Below are 13555 nucleotides of genomic sequence, written 5' to 3' on the forward strand. Positions count from 1 at the left end.
GTGGCTCAGCCGCCAAAGGCCTGCATCATCGGCGCCGGTTGTTCGGGCTTCACGACCGCCAAGCGCCTGAAGGATCAGGGTATTCCCTACGACTGCTTCGAGCTGTCGGACGACATCGGCGGCAACTGGTACTACCGCAATCCGAACGGGCTCTCGGCCTGCTACGAGAGCCTGCACATCGATACCTCCAAGTGGCGGCTGGCGTTCGAGGATTATCCGGTGCCGGCCGACTGGCCCGACTTCCCGCACCACGCCCAGCTCTTCCAGTACTTCAAGGACTACGTCGACCACTTCGGCCTGCGCCCGACCATCACCTTCAACACCGCAGTCGAGAAGGCGCGGCGCACGGGCGACGGCCTGTGGGAGGTCAAGCTCTCGACCGGCGAGACCAGGTTCTACGACGTCCTGTTCGTCTGCAACGGCCACCACTGGAGCCCGCGCGTCCCCGACTATGACGGCGAGTTCAACGGCGCGGCCTTCCACAGCCACGCCTATCGCGACCCCTTCGACCCGGTCGACATGCGCGGCAAGAACATCGTCGTGGTCGGCATGGGCAACTCGGCGATGGATATCGCCTCCGAACTCGCCCAGCGGCCGATCGCCAAGAACCTCTGGGTCTCGGCCCGCCGCGGCGTCTGGGTGCTGCCCAAGTACATGAACGGCCGTCCGGCCGACAAGTCGGCCATGCCGTCCTGGATGCCGCGCAAGCTCGGGCTGTCGCTGGCGCGCGCCGCGATCAAGAAGTCGATCGGCAGGATGGAGGACTACGGCCTGCCGAAGCCCGATCATGAGCCGCTTGAGGCGCACCCCTCGGTGTCGGGCGAGTTTCTGACCCGCGCCGGCTGCGGCGACGTCAAGTTCAAGCCGGCGATCGAGCGGCTGGAGGGCGACCAGGTCCGCTTCGCCGACGGCAGCGTCGAGGACGTCGATGCGATCATCTTCGCCACCGGCTACGACATGCGCTTCCCCTTCTTCGACGATCCGGCGCTGGTTCCCGACGCCGACCATCGGCTGCCGCTGTTCAAGCGGATGATGAACCCGGCCGTGCCGAACCTGTTCTACATGGGCCTGGCCCAGCCGCTGCCGACCCTGGTCAATTTCGCCGAGCAGCAGGCCAAGCTGGCGGCTGCCTATCTGGCCGGCCGCTACCTGCCTCCGCCGCCGGCCGAGATGGCCGAGACCACGACCCGCGACGAGGAGGCCCACCTTGGCCAGTACTACCGGTCCAAGCGCCACACCATTCAGGTCGACTTCGGCGTCTATGTCGCCGACCTGCTGAAGGAGATTGTCCGCGGCGAGGCCCGCGCCAAGGCCGCCGGCTACGCGCCGCCGATCGCCGCGCGCGCCGACGTGTCGGCCTAGGCCGCCCGGCTCACGCCGAACCGGCGCAGGACGTTGTGGGTGATGGTCTCCACGAACGGATCCTGCGCCTTCAGGCCGTGGGCCCACTCCGTGGTGCCGGTGTTGAAGACCTCGCCCGCGCCGCGCTTGAAGCTGGCCAGCACCGCATGGCCCCGCAGCACGGCGGCCTGCGACTCCGGGCCGGAGTCGCCGAAGACGACGTTGGCGATGACGTCCAGCTTCTCGGGCGGGATGATCGGATTGTAGCCGCGGCCGGCCTCCTCGCCGAAGGCGCACGGCGCGATGCCGATGATCTCCAGGTTGGCCGGCACGCCGACGCTGGGGACAGCCTTGGGCAAGCCGTCCTGGCCGAACTCAAACTTGCAGCCGTCGCTCTCGTAGCCGATCAGCGGCAGGTCCCCGCCCAGGATGTCGCCGTAGAACAGGTCCGAGCCTTCCAGCGCCCAGTGCTTGTCGTCGTAGATCGTGAAGCCGCCCTGCCCGCGTGATACGCACATGCCCAGCCGGTGATAGCCGGCGAACACGAAACTCAGGCCGGTCAGCGCCGCTTCCGGCTGCTCGAAGGCGGCGTGCGACCAGAGGTGCGTGGCGTCCTGGGCCGGCACGTCCTCGGCCTCGAAGCCGCGCCACTTGTGGCAGATCAGAGTCTTGCCGTCGTTCTCCCAGCGCACCTTCCAGAAACAGGTGTTGCCCGACAGGATCCCGACCTTGCCGCCGGCGTCGACGAAGCGCTCGACCTGCGCCCGTTGGCCGCCCGACCAATACTCGCTGTGGCCGACGAAGAACGCCGAAGCGTAGTCCTTCAGCAGGTCCGGCTCGGCCTCGAGGTCGTAGTCGGTGAAGACATCGAAGACGTAGCCCTCGCGCTCGGCCCACTGCACGAAGGCGTGTTCCCACTTGTTCAGGAAACCGGCCGAGCCGTCATACGGCGAGACGCGATGGGCGGCCATCCAGGCCGGGTCGCTGGCCCAGGGCCGCTCCTTGAAACCGCGTTTGCGGGTGTTGACCAGCCGCGGCGCGTCGGCCGGCGCGGCGGCGATCAGGGGCGCGAACGGGCGCTCGGTCGACAGCACGCCGATGGCTTGGTCCATCGCCTGGTCGAACGGGACCTGCCCGCTCATCAGCCCGGTGACGTTCGAATAGGCGTTCGCCCCGCCCCACCAGTTGTAGGCGTGGTAGGTGTTGGTCGCCAGGACCAGTGCGGCTCGTGACATGGGCGCGCCGAGCGGCGGCTTCACGCAGACGAAGTGGTGCGTCTCGGCGCCTGCCGCGTCGGTCAACTTGATGTCGTAGTAGCCCGAGCGCCAATCGGCCCCGACCTCCAACTCCTGCGTCGGCGCCCAGCCGCAGCCGTCGCGATCCACATTGGCGGGCACCGGTTGCTCGGCCGACACCAGGCCTTCGAGGACCAGCACCACCTCCTCCTGCCCGCCGATCCGGGTGATCTCCAGCCGGCAGGGCCCCTTGGCGCTCGCAAACAGCGTGAAGCGCTCCTGCGGCCGAACGCTCAGACGATCGGTGTAGCAACCCAGCATGTGACACCCTCCCAAGGACCACGACGTTGTGATAGTTTTTATTATTGCAGAGCGTTCGGGCGTTCGCCAATACGCAACATGGCCAGGACCTTGATGCCTGGGTCTTGAGCCGGTGTCGCCCTCAGAACACGCACTCCCACAAGCCTTGCGCACAATAGCGGCGCCCCTCTTGCGCTATGATAGCTTTTGCTATCTCAAGGGCGTTCATCGCGTTTGCGACAAGAAGATCACGGGGATGAAGATGAAGAGTTTCTGGTTGATGGGCTGCGCCCTGGCGGCGCTTTCGACGGGCGCGGCGCACGCGCAGGACAGCACGGCGACGGTCGAAGAGATCGTGGTCACCGCGCAAAAGCGCTCCGAGAACCTGCAAGACGTGCCGGTCGCCCTGACCGCCATCACCGGCCAGGCGCTGGCCAACCAGGGCGTCAACAACGTCGTGGCGCTGAACAACCTGGCCCCGGGCCTGCGGGTCAGCAGCGGCGACGCCGCCGCCAACCCGAAGATCTTCATCCGCGGCGTCGGCCTCAGCGACTTCAACCCGAACTCGTCGAGCGGGGTCGGCGTCTATGTCGACGGCGTCTATATCGGCTCGCCCCTGGCCCAGATGGCCGGCTTCTTCGACCTGCAGCAGGTCGAAGTGCTGCGCGGTCCGCAAGGCACGCTCTACGGCCGCAACACCAACGGCGGCGCGATCAACGTCACCACCAAGCGTCCGACCCAGACCTTCACCGCCGACGTTGCGGCCGAGTACGCGACCTATGACGCGGTCAATCTGACCGCCGCGGTCGGCGGGCCGATCATCGAGGACAAGCTCGCCTTCCGCGTCGCCGGCCAGTACGTCGCCGACGACGGCTTCACCTACAACCGGGTCACCGGCAACGACGTCAACGCCACCGACTACTGGGCCGGCCGCGCCCAGCTGCTGTTCACCCCGACCGAGGACTTTGAGGTCCTGGCCCAGGTGAACCGCTTCGTGAACCGCGGCGACGCCACGGCCCCGCAGCACCGCGCGCTGTTCCCGGCGACGCCGGACGCCGCCGGCCCGACCGGCTTCTGCGCCACGTCGCTCTACGCCAGCGGCCAATGCACCGACCTGCTCGGCTACGCCGACACCGACAACGACCGCTACGCCGGCGACTATAACCTCGAAGGCAAGGACAAGGTCGACCTGTTCGGCTCGTCGCTGGAAGCCAACTGGGACCTGGGCGCCGTTTCGCTGGTCTCGGTCACCGCCTACCAGTGGGCGCACCGCAACGCCCTGGAGAACACCGACTCCAGCCCGCTGCAGATGATCGAGATCAACTACCTCTCGCGCTCGCAGCAGTTCACCCAGGAACTGCGCCTGCAGTCCAACGACCCGGCCGCGCGCCTGAAGTGGGTCGCGGGCCTCTACTACATGGACGAGACGATCAAGAACGCCACGCAGCAGGACATCCTGCGCGACCTGCGTCCACTGTTCACGACCCCGGACAACCCGACCGGCGTCAGCCTGGAGAACAGCGTCGCGGTGTTCGGCACGCCCTACACCCAGAAGACCAAGGGCTATGCGATCTTCGGCCAGGCCGACTACTCGATCAACGACCGCCTGACCGCGACGGTCGGCCTGCGCTGGTCGGCCGACGACAAGGACTTCGACTACCGCAGCACCGCGGAAGGCTCGATCGTCCTGCTGCAGTCCCAGCAGAGCAAGACCTTCTCCGACTGGTCGGGGCGCCTCGGTCTGCGCTACGAGGTCAACGACGACGTCAACGTCTACGCCACCTACAGCCGCGGCTATAAGGCGGGCGGCTTCTTTGGCGGCCTGGCGACCACCCCGGAAGAGCTCGAGCCCTACGACAACGAAATCCTCGACGCCTACGAAGTCGGCGTGAAGTCCGAGCTGTTCGACCGCCGCGTGCGCCTGAACATGTCGGCCTTCTACTACGACTACCAGAACCAGCAGGTGTTCGCCCAAGCCCTGCGCAACGGCCTCACGGTCCTGGTGCTCGACAACGCCGCCAGCTCCAAGGTCTACGGGGCCGAGGCCGACCTGACCGCGCGTCCGACCGAGAACCTCTCGATCACCGCCGGCCTGTCGCTGCTGAACGCCAAGTACGGCGAATACGAGTCGGACGGCGACGACTTCACCGACAACCGCCTGCCGCAGTCGCCGAAGGTGACCTTCAACGCCGCGGTCAACTACACCTACCCGCTCGCGTCGGGCGCCTCGATCGTGACCAGCGCGGACGCGGCCTACTCGTCGAAGATCTACTTCGACAACTCCAACGCCGAGCGCCTGTCGCAGGACGGCGTCTGGATCGCCGGCGCCCAGGCCAGCTGGCGTTCGCCCGACACCTCGATCGAAGCCGGTGTCTTCGCCCGCAACGTCTTCAACGAGGACTACTTCGTGTCGATCTCCAACATCGACAGCCTCGGCCAGGACCTGTTGACCTACAACAAGCCGCGTAGCCTCGGCGTGTTCCTGCGCTACCACTACTGACGACGACTAGGCTTAAGCCCCGGCGTCTATGTACGCTGGGGCTTAGCCATGCTTTCGCCGGGCGTCCCGGCCCTGCTATACAATTTGCGATCGTCGATCCGGCGAGAACCTGGAATCACATGGCGAAACGCGCATCCGCTTCAGCCGCCGCAGGCGCGGCTCCCTCGCTCGACGCCAAGTCCCTGCCCTCGCGGCCGCGCGGCAGGAACACCTATGAGATCGTGCTGGCGACCGCCGGCGAGGTGCTGGCCGAGGTCGGGTTCGAGCGGCTGACCACCAATCTGGTCTGCGAGCGCGCGGGGCTGACCCCGCCGGCGCTCTATCGCTATTTCCCGAACAAGTACGCGCTGGTCTCCGAACTCGCCCGCCGGCTCATGGAAGCCCAGGACGAGGCTGTCTTCGAATGGCTCGAGGAGGGCGGCGCGATCTCGACCACGCTCGACGAAGCGGTCGAGAAGAACCTGCGGCTGCAGAAGCGGCAGATCGAGATCACCCGCGGCCAGCCTGGCGGTCTTTGGATCCTGCGCGCCATCCGCGCTGTCCCGGCCTTCCAGGAGGTCCGCACGGCGTCGCGCAACACCGTGCTCGACCGGATGTTCGAAGTGCTGCGCCAGGCCTATCCGAATGTCAGCGACGATCATCTGCGCACCGCCATGCGGCTTTCCGAGCAGATGACCTACGCCGCCGTCGAGATGATCATCGAAGACCCCAGCCTCGACGACGACAAGGTCGCCGAGGAGGTCAGCTGGATGGTCAGCCTGTACTACCACCAGCTGCGGAAGCGGGCCGGGACGCCGTCAGCAGGCCGATAGCCGCCAGGGCGAGGACCAGAAGCACGGCCGAAAGGCCGATGGCGCCCCTCACCTCGTCGTTGCTCACCACGAACGACGCGACCAGCGGGCCGAAGCTGCTGCCCAGCAGTTGGGCGGTGCCAAGCTGCATCGCCGCGCGCCGCGTCGGGTCGAGCTGGATCAGCAGCAGCGTCTGGAACGGCAGCGCGAACAGCCAGAGGAAGCCGAACACCGCCACCGCGCCCATGAACAGGGCCGCCTGCGGGGCGCCGAACAGGATCGCGAGGATGCCGCCGTTCAGCGCGCCGACGGCCAGCAGCACGATCCCCGGCCGCTGCCAGCGCCGCGCCGCAAACGTCGCCGCAGCACCGCCCGCCACCTGCATGCCGAGCGCGACGGCCACGGCCAGGCCAGCCTGCTTGGCCGACATCCCCGAGAGCTCGGCCAGCGGTTCCAGATAAACCCAGAGCGCGACGATGAAGGCCATGAACAGGAAACAGGCCGCCAGGCCCAGCAGCGGGCGCAGGCCGATGCCTCCGCCGCCCTTCTCGGCCTTGGGCAGCGGCGAATAGCTGTTGGCGCCGGCCACGGCGGCGATGGCGGTCAGCAGGGAGATGACCCCAAGCGCCTCCAGCGCGCCGTTGATGCCGAACCAGGGCACGACGGTCGCCGGCAGCAACGCGGCCAGCACCAGCTGCGCCAGCGTCTGGACCGTGACGAACACGCCCGACAGGTGCTCGGGACGCTGGGCGCGGGTGATGGTGCTGATCGCCGCCCACAGCATCAGGCCCGCAAACACCCCGGCCGCGCCGCGCATGGCGATGACCGCGACGCCGCTGGCGAGGCAGGTCCCGAACATGGCGCCGGCATGGGCCACGCACGCCAGGGCCAGCTTCAGGCGGACCCGGTCAGGCTTGAGGAACGCGGCGGCCAGACCACAGGTCAGGCCCAGCGCCAGCAGTTCGACGGTGGCGGCCAGCCCGATCTGCGAGGCGGTGAGCCGTCCCTCGGACTCAAGTCCGCCCAGGACGACGGGCTGAAGTCCGGCGATCAGCAGGGCGACGACGCCGATGGTCAGCGCGATCGTGACGTCCCGACGGCTGGCGGCGGGAGCGCCCGCCACGCTGAGGGTCGCGGTCACGACTTCTGGCCGTAGGATTTGAAGCGCTGGAGGATGGTGTCCATCTCCTGCTTGTCGAGCAGCTTGGGGCCGCCGATGGCCAGCGTGCCCCAGTAGACCGCCGACTGTTCCTCGACCTCCTCGGCGATCGCGAGAGCCGCGTCCAGGTTGCGCGCCACGACGATCTGGCCGTGATTGGCCATCAGCGCCGCGGCGCGGCCGTCCAGCGCCTCGACCACGGATTGGGCCAGTTCGGCCGAACCGAAGGTGGCGTAGGGCGCGACCGGCACGCTCGAACCGCCACCGACTGCGACCATGTAGTGCATCGGCGGGATTTCCAGCCCGGCGCAGGCCAGGATCGTCGCGTGCCGCGAGTGGCAATGGACGACGGCGTTGGCGTCGTTGCGTCGCTCCAGCAGCCCCCAATGCATCCGCCATTCGCTGGACGGCTTCAGGCTGCCCTCCGGCGTCGAACCGTCGGGAGCGACATAGACCATCTGCTCGGCGCTGAGCAGCGCGGGGACCACGCCGCTCGGGGTCACCAGCATGCCTTCGCCGAAGCGCGCCGAGACGTTGCCGGAGGTGCCGCGGTTGAGGCCGCGGGCGTCCATCGCCCGCATCACATAGGCCATGCGCTCGCGCAGCTGACCCTCGTCCATCTTCTGAGCCATCAGGCGCTCTCCGCCGTGCGCGCCGCATTCATCGCCGCCTCGGTCGCTTCGAAACTTTCCAGCTTGCCCAGCGTCGCCAGGCCCTGCGCCACCTGCGCCGCCGTCGCGGTCGCGAACCGGCAGGCCTCCAGCGGCTCCCAGCCACGGTTCAGCGCGGCGATGAAGCCGGCGCAGTAGGAATCGCCGCAACTGGTCGTGTCGATCGGCGTGATCCTGTGAGCCGGCAGCGTAAACCGGCCGCTCGGCAGCACGATGTAAGACCCCTGCCCGCCGTTCTTGATGATGCAGGCCTTGGCGCCTAGCGCCAGGAAGGCGTCGGCCGCGGCGTCCAGATCCTCGGTGCCGGTCAGCGCCAGGGCCTCGGCCGCGCTAGGCATGAAGTAGTCGACGTAGGGCAGCAGCCGCTCGAGCTCCTGCAGCGCCGAGGGCTGCGGCGAGATCAGGTCGCAGGTGATGATCGCGCCGGCCTCGCGGGCCGCGCGCAGCAGCTCCGCGCCCGGTCCGCGGTCCAGCTTCGGCCCGCCAACGCCCGCATAGTGGAGGAAACGCGTCTCGCGTGCGGCGGCCGCGATGTCGTCCGTGACGGTGGCGAACATGCCCGCGCCCAGGGCGTGGAAGTTCGGCCGCCGGCCCTGCGAATCCACCGCCAGCACGGTCGTCGAGGTCGGAGCGCCATCCATGGTCGTCAGCAGCGAGGTGTCGACGCCGGCCTCCTGCAGCGCCATGCGCACGAAGCGCCCGATCAGATCGCCGCCGACCGCCGAGGCCAGTTTCACCGGGACGCCCAGCGTCGCGGCGACCATGGCCGCGCCTGCGGCGGTCCCGGCCGGGGCGCAGGCTATGCCTTCGATGAGGGTCGTGCCCTCGCCGCTCGGCAGGCCGTCGATCGGCCGCGCGACAACGTCCAGCGTCGTCAGTCCAATGGTCAGCAGTCCGGACTTCATCGGTTCTCTCCCCTACGCCTTGATTAGTAAGCCCGGCTCGCTAGGATAGTCAAAACTATCTTAGAGGGGCCGACATGGTTTGGACGAACAGCAAGGACAGCGCGCTGCGTGAACGGGCGCAGGCGGTCATCCCCAACGGCATGTATGGCCACCAGTCGGTCATGCTGTTGCCGGACGACTACCCGCAGTTCTTCGACCGGGCCCAGGGCGCCTACCTCTGGGACATGGACGGCAACCGCTACGTCGACTTCCTTTGCGGCTATGGGCCCAACCTGTTCGGCTACGCGCACGCGGGCATCGACCAAGCCTACTTCGACCGCGCCAAGCTCGGCGACACCATGACCGGCCCAGGCGAAGCCATGGTCCTGCTGGCCGAGGCGATGACCGCGCAGGTCAGTCACGCAGACTGGGCGATGTTCTGCAAGAACGGCACTGACGCCACCACCATGGCGATGATGATCGCCCGCAACCACACCAAGAAGAACACCATCGTCCTGGCCAAGGGCGCCTATCACGGCGCCGCGCCGTGGTGCACGCCGGTGAAGAACGGCGTCGCCCCCTCGGACCGCGCCAACCAGGTGTTCTATGAGTACAACGACGTCGAGAGCCTCGAGGCCGCAGTGAAGGCGGCCGGTTCCGACCTGGCGGCGATCTTCGCCTCGCCGATCAAGCACGACACCTTCATCGACCAGGAACTGCCGAACCCGGAATACGCCCGCCGGGCGCGTGAGCTGTGCGACGAGCATGGCGCGCTGCTGATCGTCGACGACGTCCGCGCCGGCTTCCGCCTGGCCCGCGACTGCAGCTGGGCGCTGGTCGACGTGAAGCCCGACCTGTCGACGTGGGGCAAGGCGATCGCCAACGGCCATCCGATCTCGGCCCTGCTGGGCTCGGACGTCTGCCGCTTCGCCGCAGCGACGATCTACGCCACCGGCTCGTACTGGTTCTCGGCCGCGCCGATGGCGGCGGGCCTGGCGACCCTGAAGCTGATCGCCGAGACCGACTACCTCGAGCGCACCATCGCGCTGGGTGAGCGCCTGCGTTCGGGCCTCGACGAATCGGCCGCCCGCCACGGCTTCGCCCTGCGCCAGACCGGACCGGCCCAGCTGCCGCTCATCATGTTCGACGACGACCCGACCTCGGCCAAGGGCTACCTGTGGAACAACGCCCTCTTGAAGCGCGGCGTCTACTTCCACCCCTGGCATAACATGTTCATCTGCGCGGCGATGACGGAGGCCGACATCGACGAGACGCTGAACGCCGCCGACGACGCCTTCAAGGTGGTCAAGGAGGCCGGCCCGCTGGAGCCGGTCGCCAAGCTGGCCTTCCTCCACCAGATGGTGGACGGCCACTAGGCGGCTAATGCCCGCCTTCGACCCAGGGCACGCCCGCCGCCTGGAAGACTTCGGCCAGGGCCGCCTCCAACTCCAGCGCCTCCCAAGGGCGCATGGGGTTGAGGTGGGCCACCAGGTCCGGCAGCAGCCTCACGCCGAAGCGCCGGGCCGGACCGCTGGCCTTGTATCCGGACTTGTGCTGGTCGAAGCGCATGTCCGGGTCGCGCGAGGTCTGGCCGACATAGAGGCCCCATGGGTCCGCCCGCCGGTCGTCATGCAGCAGGATCACATAGACCGACTGCTTGGCGCCGGACGCGCCCCGCGTGCTGGCGCGCAGACTCAAGGCGGCGCGCCGCGCTCTTCCCAACCAATCCGGCGCCCCTTGGATCATGGCCGCCAGCCTACCGGCTCACCCCGGATGGAGCGAGCCTGCGCTGCGAACCCTAGAAGCGGCGGCGAACGCTCAGGCGCCAGCTGCGCGGTTCGCCGGGCGTGATGCGGTCCAGGCAGCAGGCGTCGGGGAAGTAGCGCTCGTCGGTGATGTTGTTGATGTTCAACTGCGCCTTCCACTCGCCGAACGGATAGGACAGGCCGAAGTCGAGCACCGTGTAGGCCGGCAGCGTGTAGAGCACGCTTTCGTAGAAGTGCTTGTCGCTGTTGTAGAGCAGCCCCAGGCTGATCCCCAGTTGGTCGAACACCCCGCCCTGGACCGTGTACTTCCCCCAGAGGTTCAGCGCGTTCTCGGGGAAGTTCGCCAGCGGCAAGCCGACCGGCAGGTTGTTGTCCTTGGTCACCTCGGCCTTGGTGTAGGCGTAGGCGGCGGTCACCTCGAGCGCCGCGTTGGGACGCCATGAGCCCTCGACCTCCAGCCCACGGCTGCGCTGCTCGCCGGTGACCACGTAGAAAAACGGATTGGCCGGGTCCTCGGTGGCGACGTTCTGGCGGGTCAGCTGATAGATCGAGGCCATGCCCGCCAAGGTTCCACCTTCGGACTGCACCTTCACGCCGACCTCGATGTTCTCGCCCGTCTCGGGCGGCAGCAGCGAGCCATCGACCGCCGTCTGCCAGCTGGGCGTCGGCGTGAACGATTTCGAGTAGGCGAAATAGGCCGCCGCCCCCGGCGTGAACTCCCAGGTCAGGCCGGCATGGGGACTGAACTTGCTGTCCTCCTGGTCGCCGGACTTGGCCGTGTCCCAGCGGCCGCCGAAGGTCAGGGCCAGGCCGCCGCCCAGCGTGACGTGGTCGTGCAGGTAGAAGCCGAGCTGGCTGGTCTTGCCTGATCCCTCGTAGGGGCTGGTCGGGTCGCTGACGAACGGCGCGTCGTAGTCCGGGTTGAGGATGTCGAGCGGGTTGTCGGCCGGATTGAAGTTGCTGAGGCCGCCGGTGTGGGTCTCGCGCGTCTTACGATAGTCGACGCCCGCCAGCACCTTGTGCCCGATCGAGCCGGTCGCGAAGGTCCAGGTCACACGGCTGTCGGCCCCGAAGTCCTTGTCGTGCTGCGAGAAATCACCGTAGAGATAGCGCCCCAGGACGTGGCCCTGCTGCACGCCGTTGACGATGTTGTCGTCCAGGAAGCCGGCCACGAACATCCAGCGGTCCCAATAGGTCTCGCGGTCCTCGTAACGGACGGTCTGGTCGAAGCGCAGGCTGTCGCTGAAGCGGTGTTCGAAGACGTAGCCGATCTGCTTGGCGTTGGTGTTGTTGACCACCTCTTCGTCGCCGCGATTGTTGATCGAGAACGACAGCGGCAGCTCGCCCCAGGCGGCCGGCAGGATCGTTCCCCACGCGCTCACCGGCGACCACGGATTGTCGTAGTCACGTTGGTAGCGGCCGAGCACGGTCAGGCGCGTCTCCTCGCCGATCCGCCAGGTCACGGCCGGGGCGATGTAGATCCGCTGAGCGTGGGCGTAGTCCACGAAGTCGTCGCTGTCGCGATAGACGAAGTTCAGTCGGCCCAGCAGTACGTCGTCGAGCAAGGGCGCATTGGCGTCGATGGTGGTTTCCAGCAGACCGTAAGACCCGGCGGCGACGCCGACCTCCAGGAAGCGGTCGTCCAGCGGCCGCTTGCTGACCAGGTTGATCACTCCGCCGAGCGGCGAGGCCCCGAACAGCGCCGAGGCTGGTCCCTTGATGACCTCGACCTGGTTGAGGCCGGCCATCTCGTTGACCGCGCCAGCGACGCTGGCGGTCGTCAGGCCGTCGAGGAAGATGCTGCCGTAGGCGGCGTCATAGCCACGGATTTGATAGGAGTCGTAATAGCCGTAGGTGCTGGAGCGGCTGACGCCGGCGACGTTGCGCAGGGCGTCGGCCAGGCGGGTCACGCCTTGTTCCTGGAGGCGTTCGGCAGTGATGACCGAGACCGCCTGCGGCACTTCCAGAAGCGGCGTGTCGGATTTGGTGGCGAGCGGCTCGCCGATCCGCGCGCCAGTGACAACCACGCCGTCGACGTCGGCCGGAGCCTCGTCCGCGGCCCAGGCCGAACCGGCCGATGCAATCAACGCGGCCCCCGCCGCCCCCATAAGCCAGAACTGCTTCATCACGCTTTCCCCATGCGCTCTTGCGATTAATTCGCAGTCGCTATAGGTCGCGCCGGGATACTTTGCAATTGACTCGCAATTACGGCCTAGTTGACCGTCACGCATCGCCGAGAGGAAAGACCGATATGCTGAAGATCACGACCCTGGCGCTGAGCAGCGCGCTGATGCTGGCGGGCGCGGCCCAAGCGCATGAAGTCTGGCTCGAGCGCGACGGCGCCGGCCCGGCCCGCGTCTATCTCGGCGAGCCCGCCGATCCCGTGCCGCCGAACGGCGACCCCGAGTTTCCGAACCTGAAGGCCCCCGTGGTCTTCACGTCCGATCCGGCCGCGCCTGCCGCCCTCACCCGCAAGGCCGATCACATCGAAGCGGCGGTGAAGACCGCCGGCGACGTCCGCGCCAAGGACGACAACGTGTTCGAACCCTGGAAGGGCCAGGGCGACAAGATGGAGGGCGCCGCCTACTACGCCCGCGCCGGCCGCGCCGAGACTGCGACCAAGCTGGATCTGGAAATCGCGCCGGTGGCCGCGAACAGCGACACCTTCGTCGTCGTGTGGAAAGGCCAGCCGCTGGCCGACGCCTCGGTGAACATCGTCAATCCGGACCGTTGGCAGAAGTCGTTCAAGACCGACGCCAGCGGCAAGGTCGCCGTGCCGACGAGCCTGAAGGGCCGCTACCTGCTGGCGGTCAGCCATCCCGTCGAGGGCGAGGCGACCGTGGCCGGCAAGCCGGTCACCAAGGTCTACCACACCTCGACCCTGACCTTCGTGAAGTGACCTGCCGTC

General features: G+C 67.7%; 11 protein-coding genes. 5 read left to right on the forward strand and 6 right to left on the reverse strand.

The window, feature by feature from the left end:
• Window positions 1-1362 (forward strand): flavin-containing monooxygenase, encoded by a 1362-nt coding sequence (locus AC1Q87_RS04180; RefSeq protein ID WP_492607716.1) that lies wholly within the window; start codon window positions 1-3, stop codon window positions 1360-1362.
• On the opposite strand, the gene AC1Q87_RS04185 is transcribed toward AC1Q87_RS04180, so the two are convergent.
• Window positions 1359-2897, reverse strand: coding sequence for a N,N-dimethylformamidase beta subunit family domain-containing protein (locus tag AC1Q87_RS04185; RefSeq protein ID WP_492607717.1), 1539 nt, complete (start codon window positions 2895-2897; stop codon window positions 1359-1361). The two genes, AC1Q87_RS04180 and AC1Q87_RS04185, sit on opposite strands and share 4 nt — an antisense overlap.
• Before the next feature lie 235 nt (window positions 2898-3132).
• Here AC1Q87_RS04185 and AC1Q87_RS04190 point away from each other — a divergent pair, with 235 nt between their 5' ends.
• Both AC1Q87_RS04190 and AC1Q87_RS04195 read left to right on the forward strand, forming a co-directional pair.
• On the forward strand, window positions 3133-5376 hold the full coding sequence (locus AC1Q87_RS04190) for a TonB-dependent receptor (protein ID WP_492607718.1): 2244 nt from the start codon (window positions 3133-3135) through the stop codon (window positions 5374-5376).
• Between the two features lie 119 nt (window positions 5377-5495).
• Entirely contained in the window at window positions 5496-6188 is a 693-nt protein-coding gene (locus tag AC1Q87_RS04195) for a TetR/AcrR family transcriptional regulator (RefSeq protein ID WP_492607719.1), read from the forward strand.
• Here the strand turns inward: AC1Q87_RS04195 and AC1Q87_RS04200 are convergent.
• Genes AC1Q87_RS04200 through AC1Q87_RS04210 form a run of 3 tightly spaced genes read right to left on the reverse strand, consistent with a single transcriptional unit; the run spans window position 6130 to window position 8902 of the window.
• On the reverse strand, window positions 6130-7308 hold the full coding sequence (locus AC1Q87_RS04200) for an MFS transporter (protein ID WP_492607720.1): 1179 nt from the start codon (window positions 7306-7308) through the stop codon (window positions 6130-6132). The two genes, AC1Q87_RS04195 and AC1Q87_RS04200, sit on opposite strands and share 59 nt — an antisense overlap.
• Window positions 7305-7958 carry a class II aldolase/adducin family protein gene (locus tag AC1Q87_RS04205; protein ID WP_492607721.1) on the reverse strand — a complete coding sequence of 218 codons (654 nt, stop codon included), beginning with the start codon at window positions 7956-7958 and terminating at the stop codon, window positions 7305-7307. The genes AC1Q87_RS04200 and AC1Q87_RS04205 overlap by 4 nt, the downstream gene beginning before the upstream one ends.
• On the reverse strand, window positions 7958-8902 hold the full coding sequence (locus AC1Q87_RS04210) for a carbohydrate kinase family protein (protein ID WP_492607722.1): 945 nt from the start codon (window positions 8900-8902) through the stop codon (window positions 7958-7960). The genes AC1Q87_RS04205 and AC1Q87_RS04210 overlap by 1 nt, the downstream gene beginning before the upstream one ends.
• A 74-nt stretch (window positions 8903-8976) precedes the next feature.
• On the opposite strand from AC1Q87_RS04210, the gene AC1Q87_RS04215 reads away from it, so the two are divergent.
• A complete protein-coding gene (locus AC1Q87_RS04215) occupies window positions 8977-10257 on the forward strand; it encodes an aminotransferase class III-fold pyridoxal phosphate-dependent enzyme (RefSeq protein WP_492607723.1) in 1281 nt (426 codons plus the stop codon).
• 4 nt (window positions 10258-10261) lie between these two features.
• Here AC1Q87_RS04215 and AC1Q87_RS04220 read toward each other — a convergent pair whose 3' ends face one another.
• Both AC1Q87_RS04220 and AC1Q87_RS04225 read right to left on the reverse strand, forming a co-directional pair.
• On the reverse strand, window positions 10262-10579 hold the full coding sequence (locus tag AC1Q87_RS04220) for a GIY-YIG nuclease family protein (RefSeq protein ID WP_492607724.1): 318 nt from the start codon (window positions 10577-10579) through the stop codon (window positions 10262-10264).
• Window positions 10580-10679: 100 nt separating this feature from the next.
• Window positions 10680-12773 carry a TonB-dependent siderophore receptor gene (locus tag AC1Q87_RS04225; RefSeq protein ID WP_492607725.1) on the reverse strand — a complete coding sequence of 698 codons (2094 nt, stop codon included), beginning with the start codon at window positions 12771-12773 and terminating at the stop codon, window positions 10680-10682.
• A 125-nt stretch (window positions 12774-12898) separates the two neighbouring features.
• Here AC1Q87_RS04225 and AC1Q87_RS04230 point away from each other — a divergent pair, with 125 nt between their 5' ends.
• A complete protein-coding gene (locus tag AC1Q87_RS04230; protein ID WP_492607726.1) occupies window positions 12899-13546 on the forward strand; it encodes a hypothetical protein in 648 nt (215 codons plus the stop codon).
• Window positions 13547-13555: the final 9 nt, after the last annotated feature.

Source organism: Phenylobacterium sp. GW823-FHT02A09, assembly GCF_058797775.1.

Excerpts from the sequence above, each read along its gene's own strand:
- AC1Q87_RS04215 (WP_492607723.1), top strand. The coding sequence starts at position 8,977 with ATGGTTTGGACGAACAGCAAGGACAGCGCGCTGCGTGAACGGGCGCAG.
- AC1Q87_RS04205 (WP_492607721.1), bottom strand. The coding sequence starts at position 7,958 with ATGGCTCAGAAGATGGACGAGGGTCAGCTGCGCGAGCGCATGGCCTAT.
- AC1Q87_RS04190 (WP_492607718.1), top strand. The coding sequence starts at position 3,133 with ATGAAGATGAAGAGTTTCTGGTTGATGGGCTGCGCCCTGGCGGCGCTT.
- AC1Q87_RS04210 (WP_492607722.1), bottom strand. The coding sequence starts at position 8,902 with ATGAAGTCCGGACTGCTGACCATTGGACTGACGACGCTGGACGTTGTC.
- AC1Q87_RS04230 (WP_492607726.1), top strand. The coding sequence starts at position 12,899 with ATGCTGAAGATCACGACCCTGGCGCTGAGCAGCGCGCTGATGCTGGCG.
- AC1Q87_RS04225 (WP_492607725.1), bottom strand. The coding sequence starts at position 12,773 with ATGAAGCAGTTCTGGCTTATGGGGGCGGCGGGGGCCGCGTTGATTGCA.
- AC1Q87_RS04185 (WP_492607717.1), bottom strand. The coding sequence starts at position 2,897 with ATGCTGGGTTGCTACACCGATCGTCTGAGCGTTCGGCCGCAGGAGCGC.
- AC1Q87_RS04195 (WP_492607719.1), top strand. The coding sequence starts at position 5,496 with ATGGCGAAACGCGCATCCGCTTCAGCCGCCGCAGGCGCGGCTCCCTCG.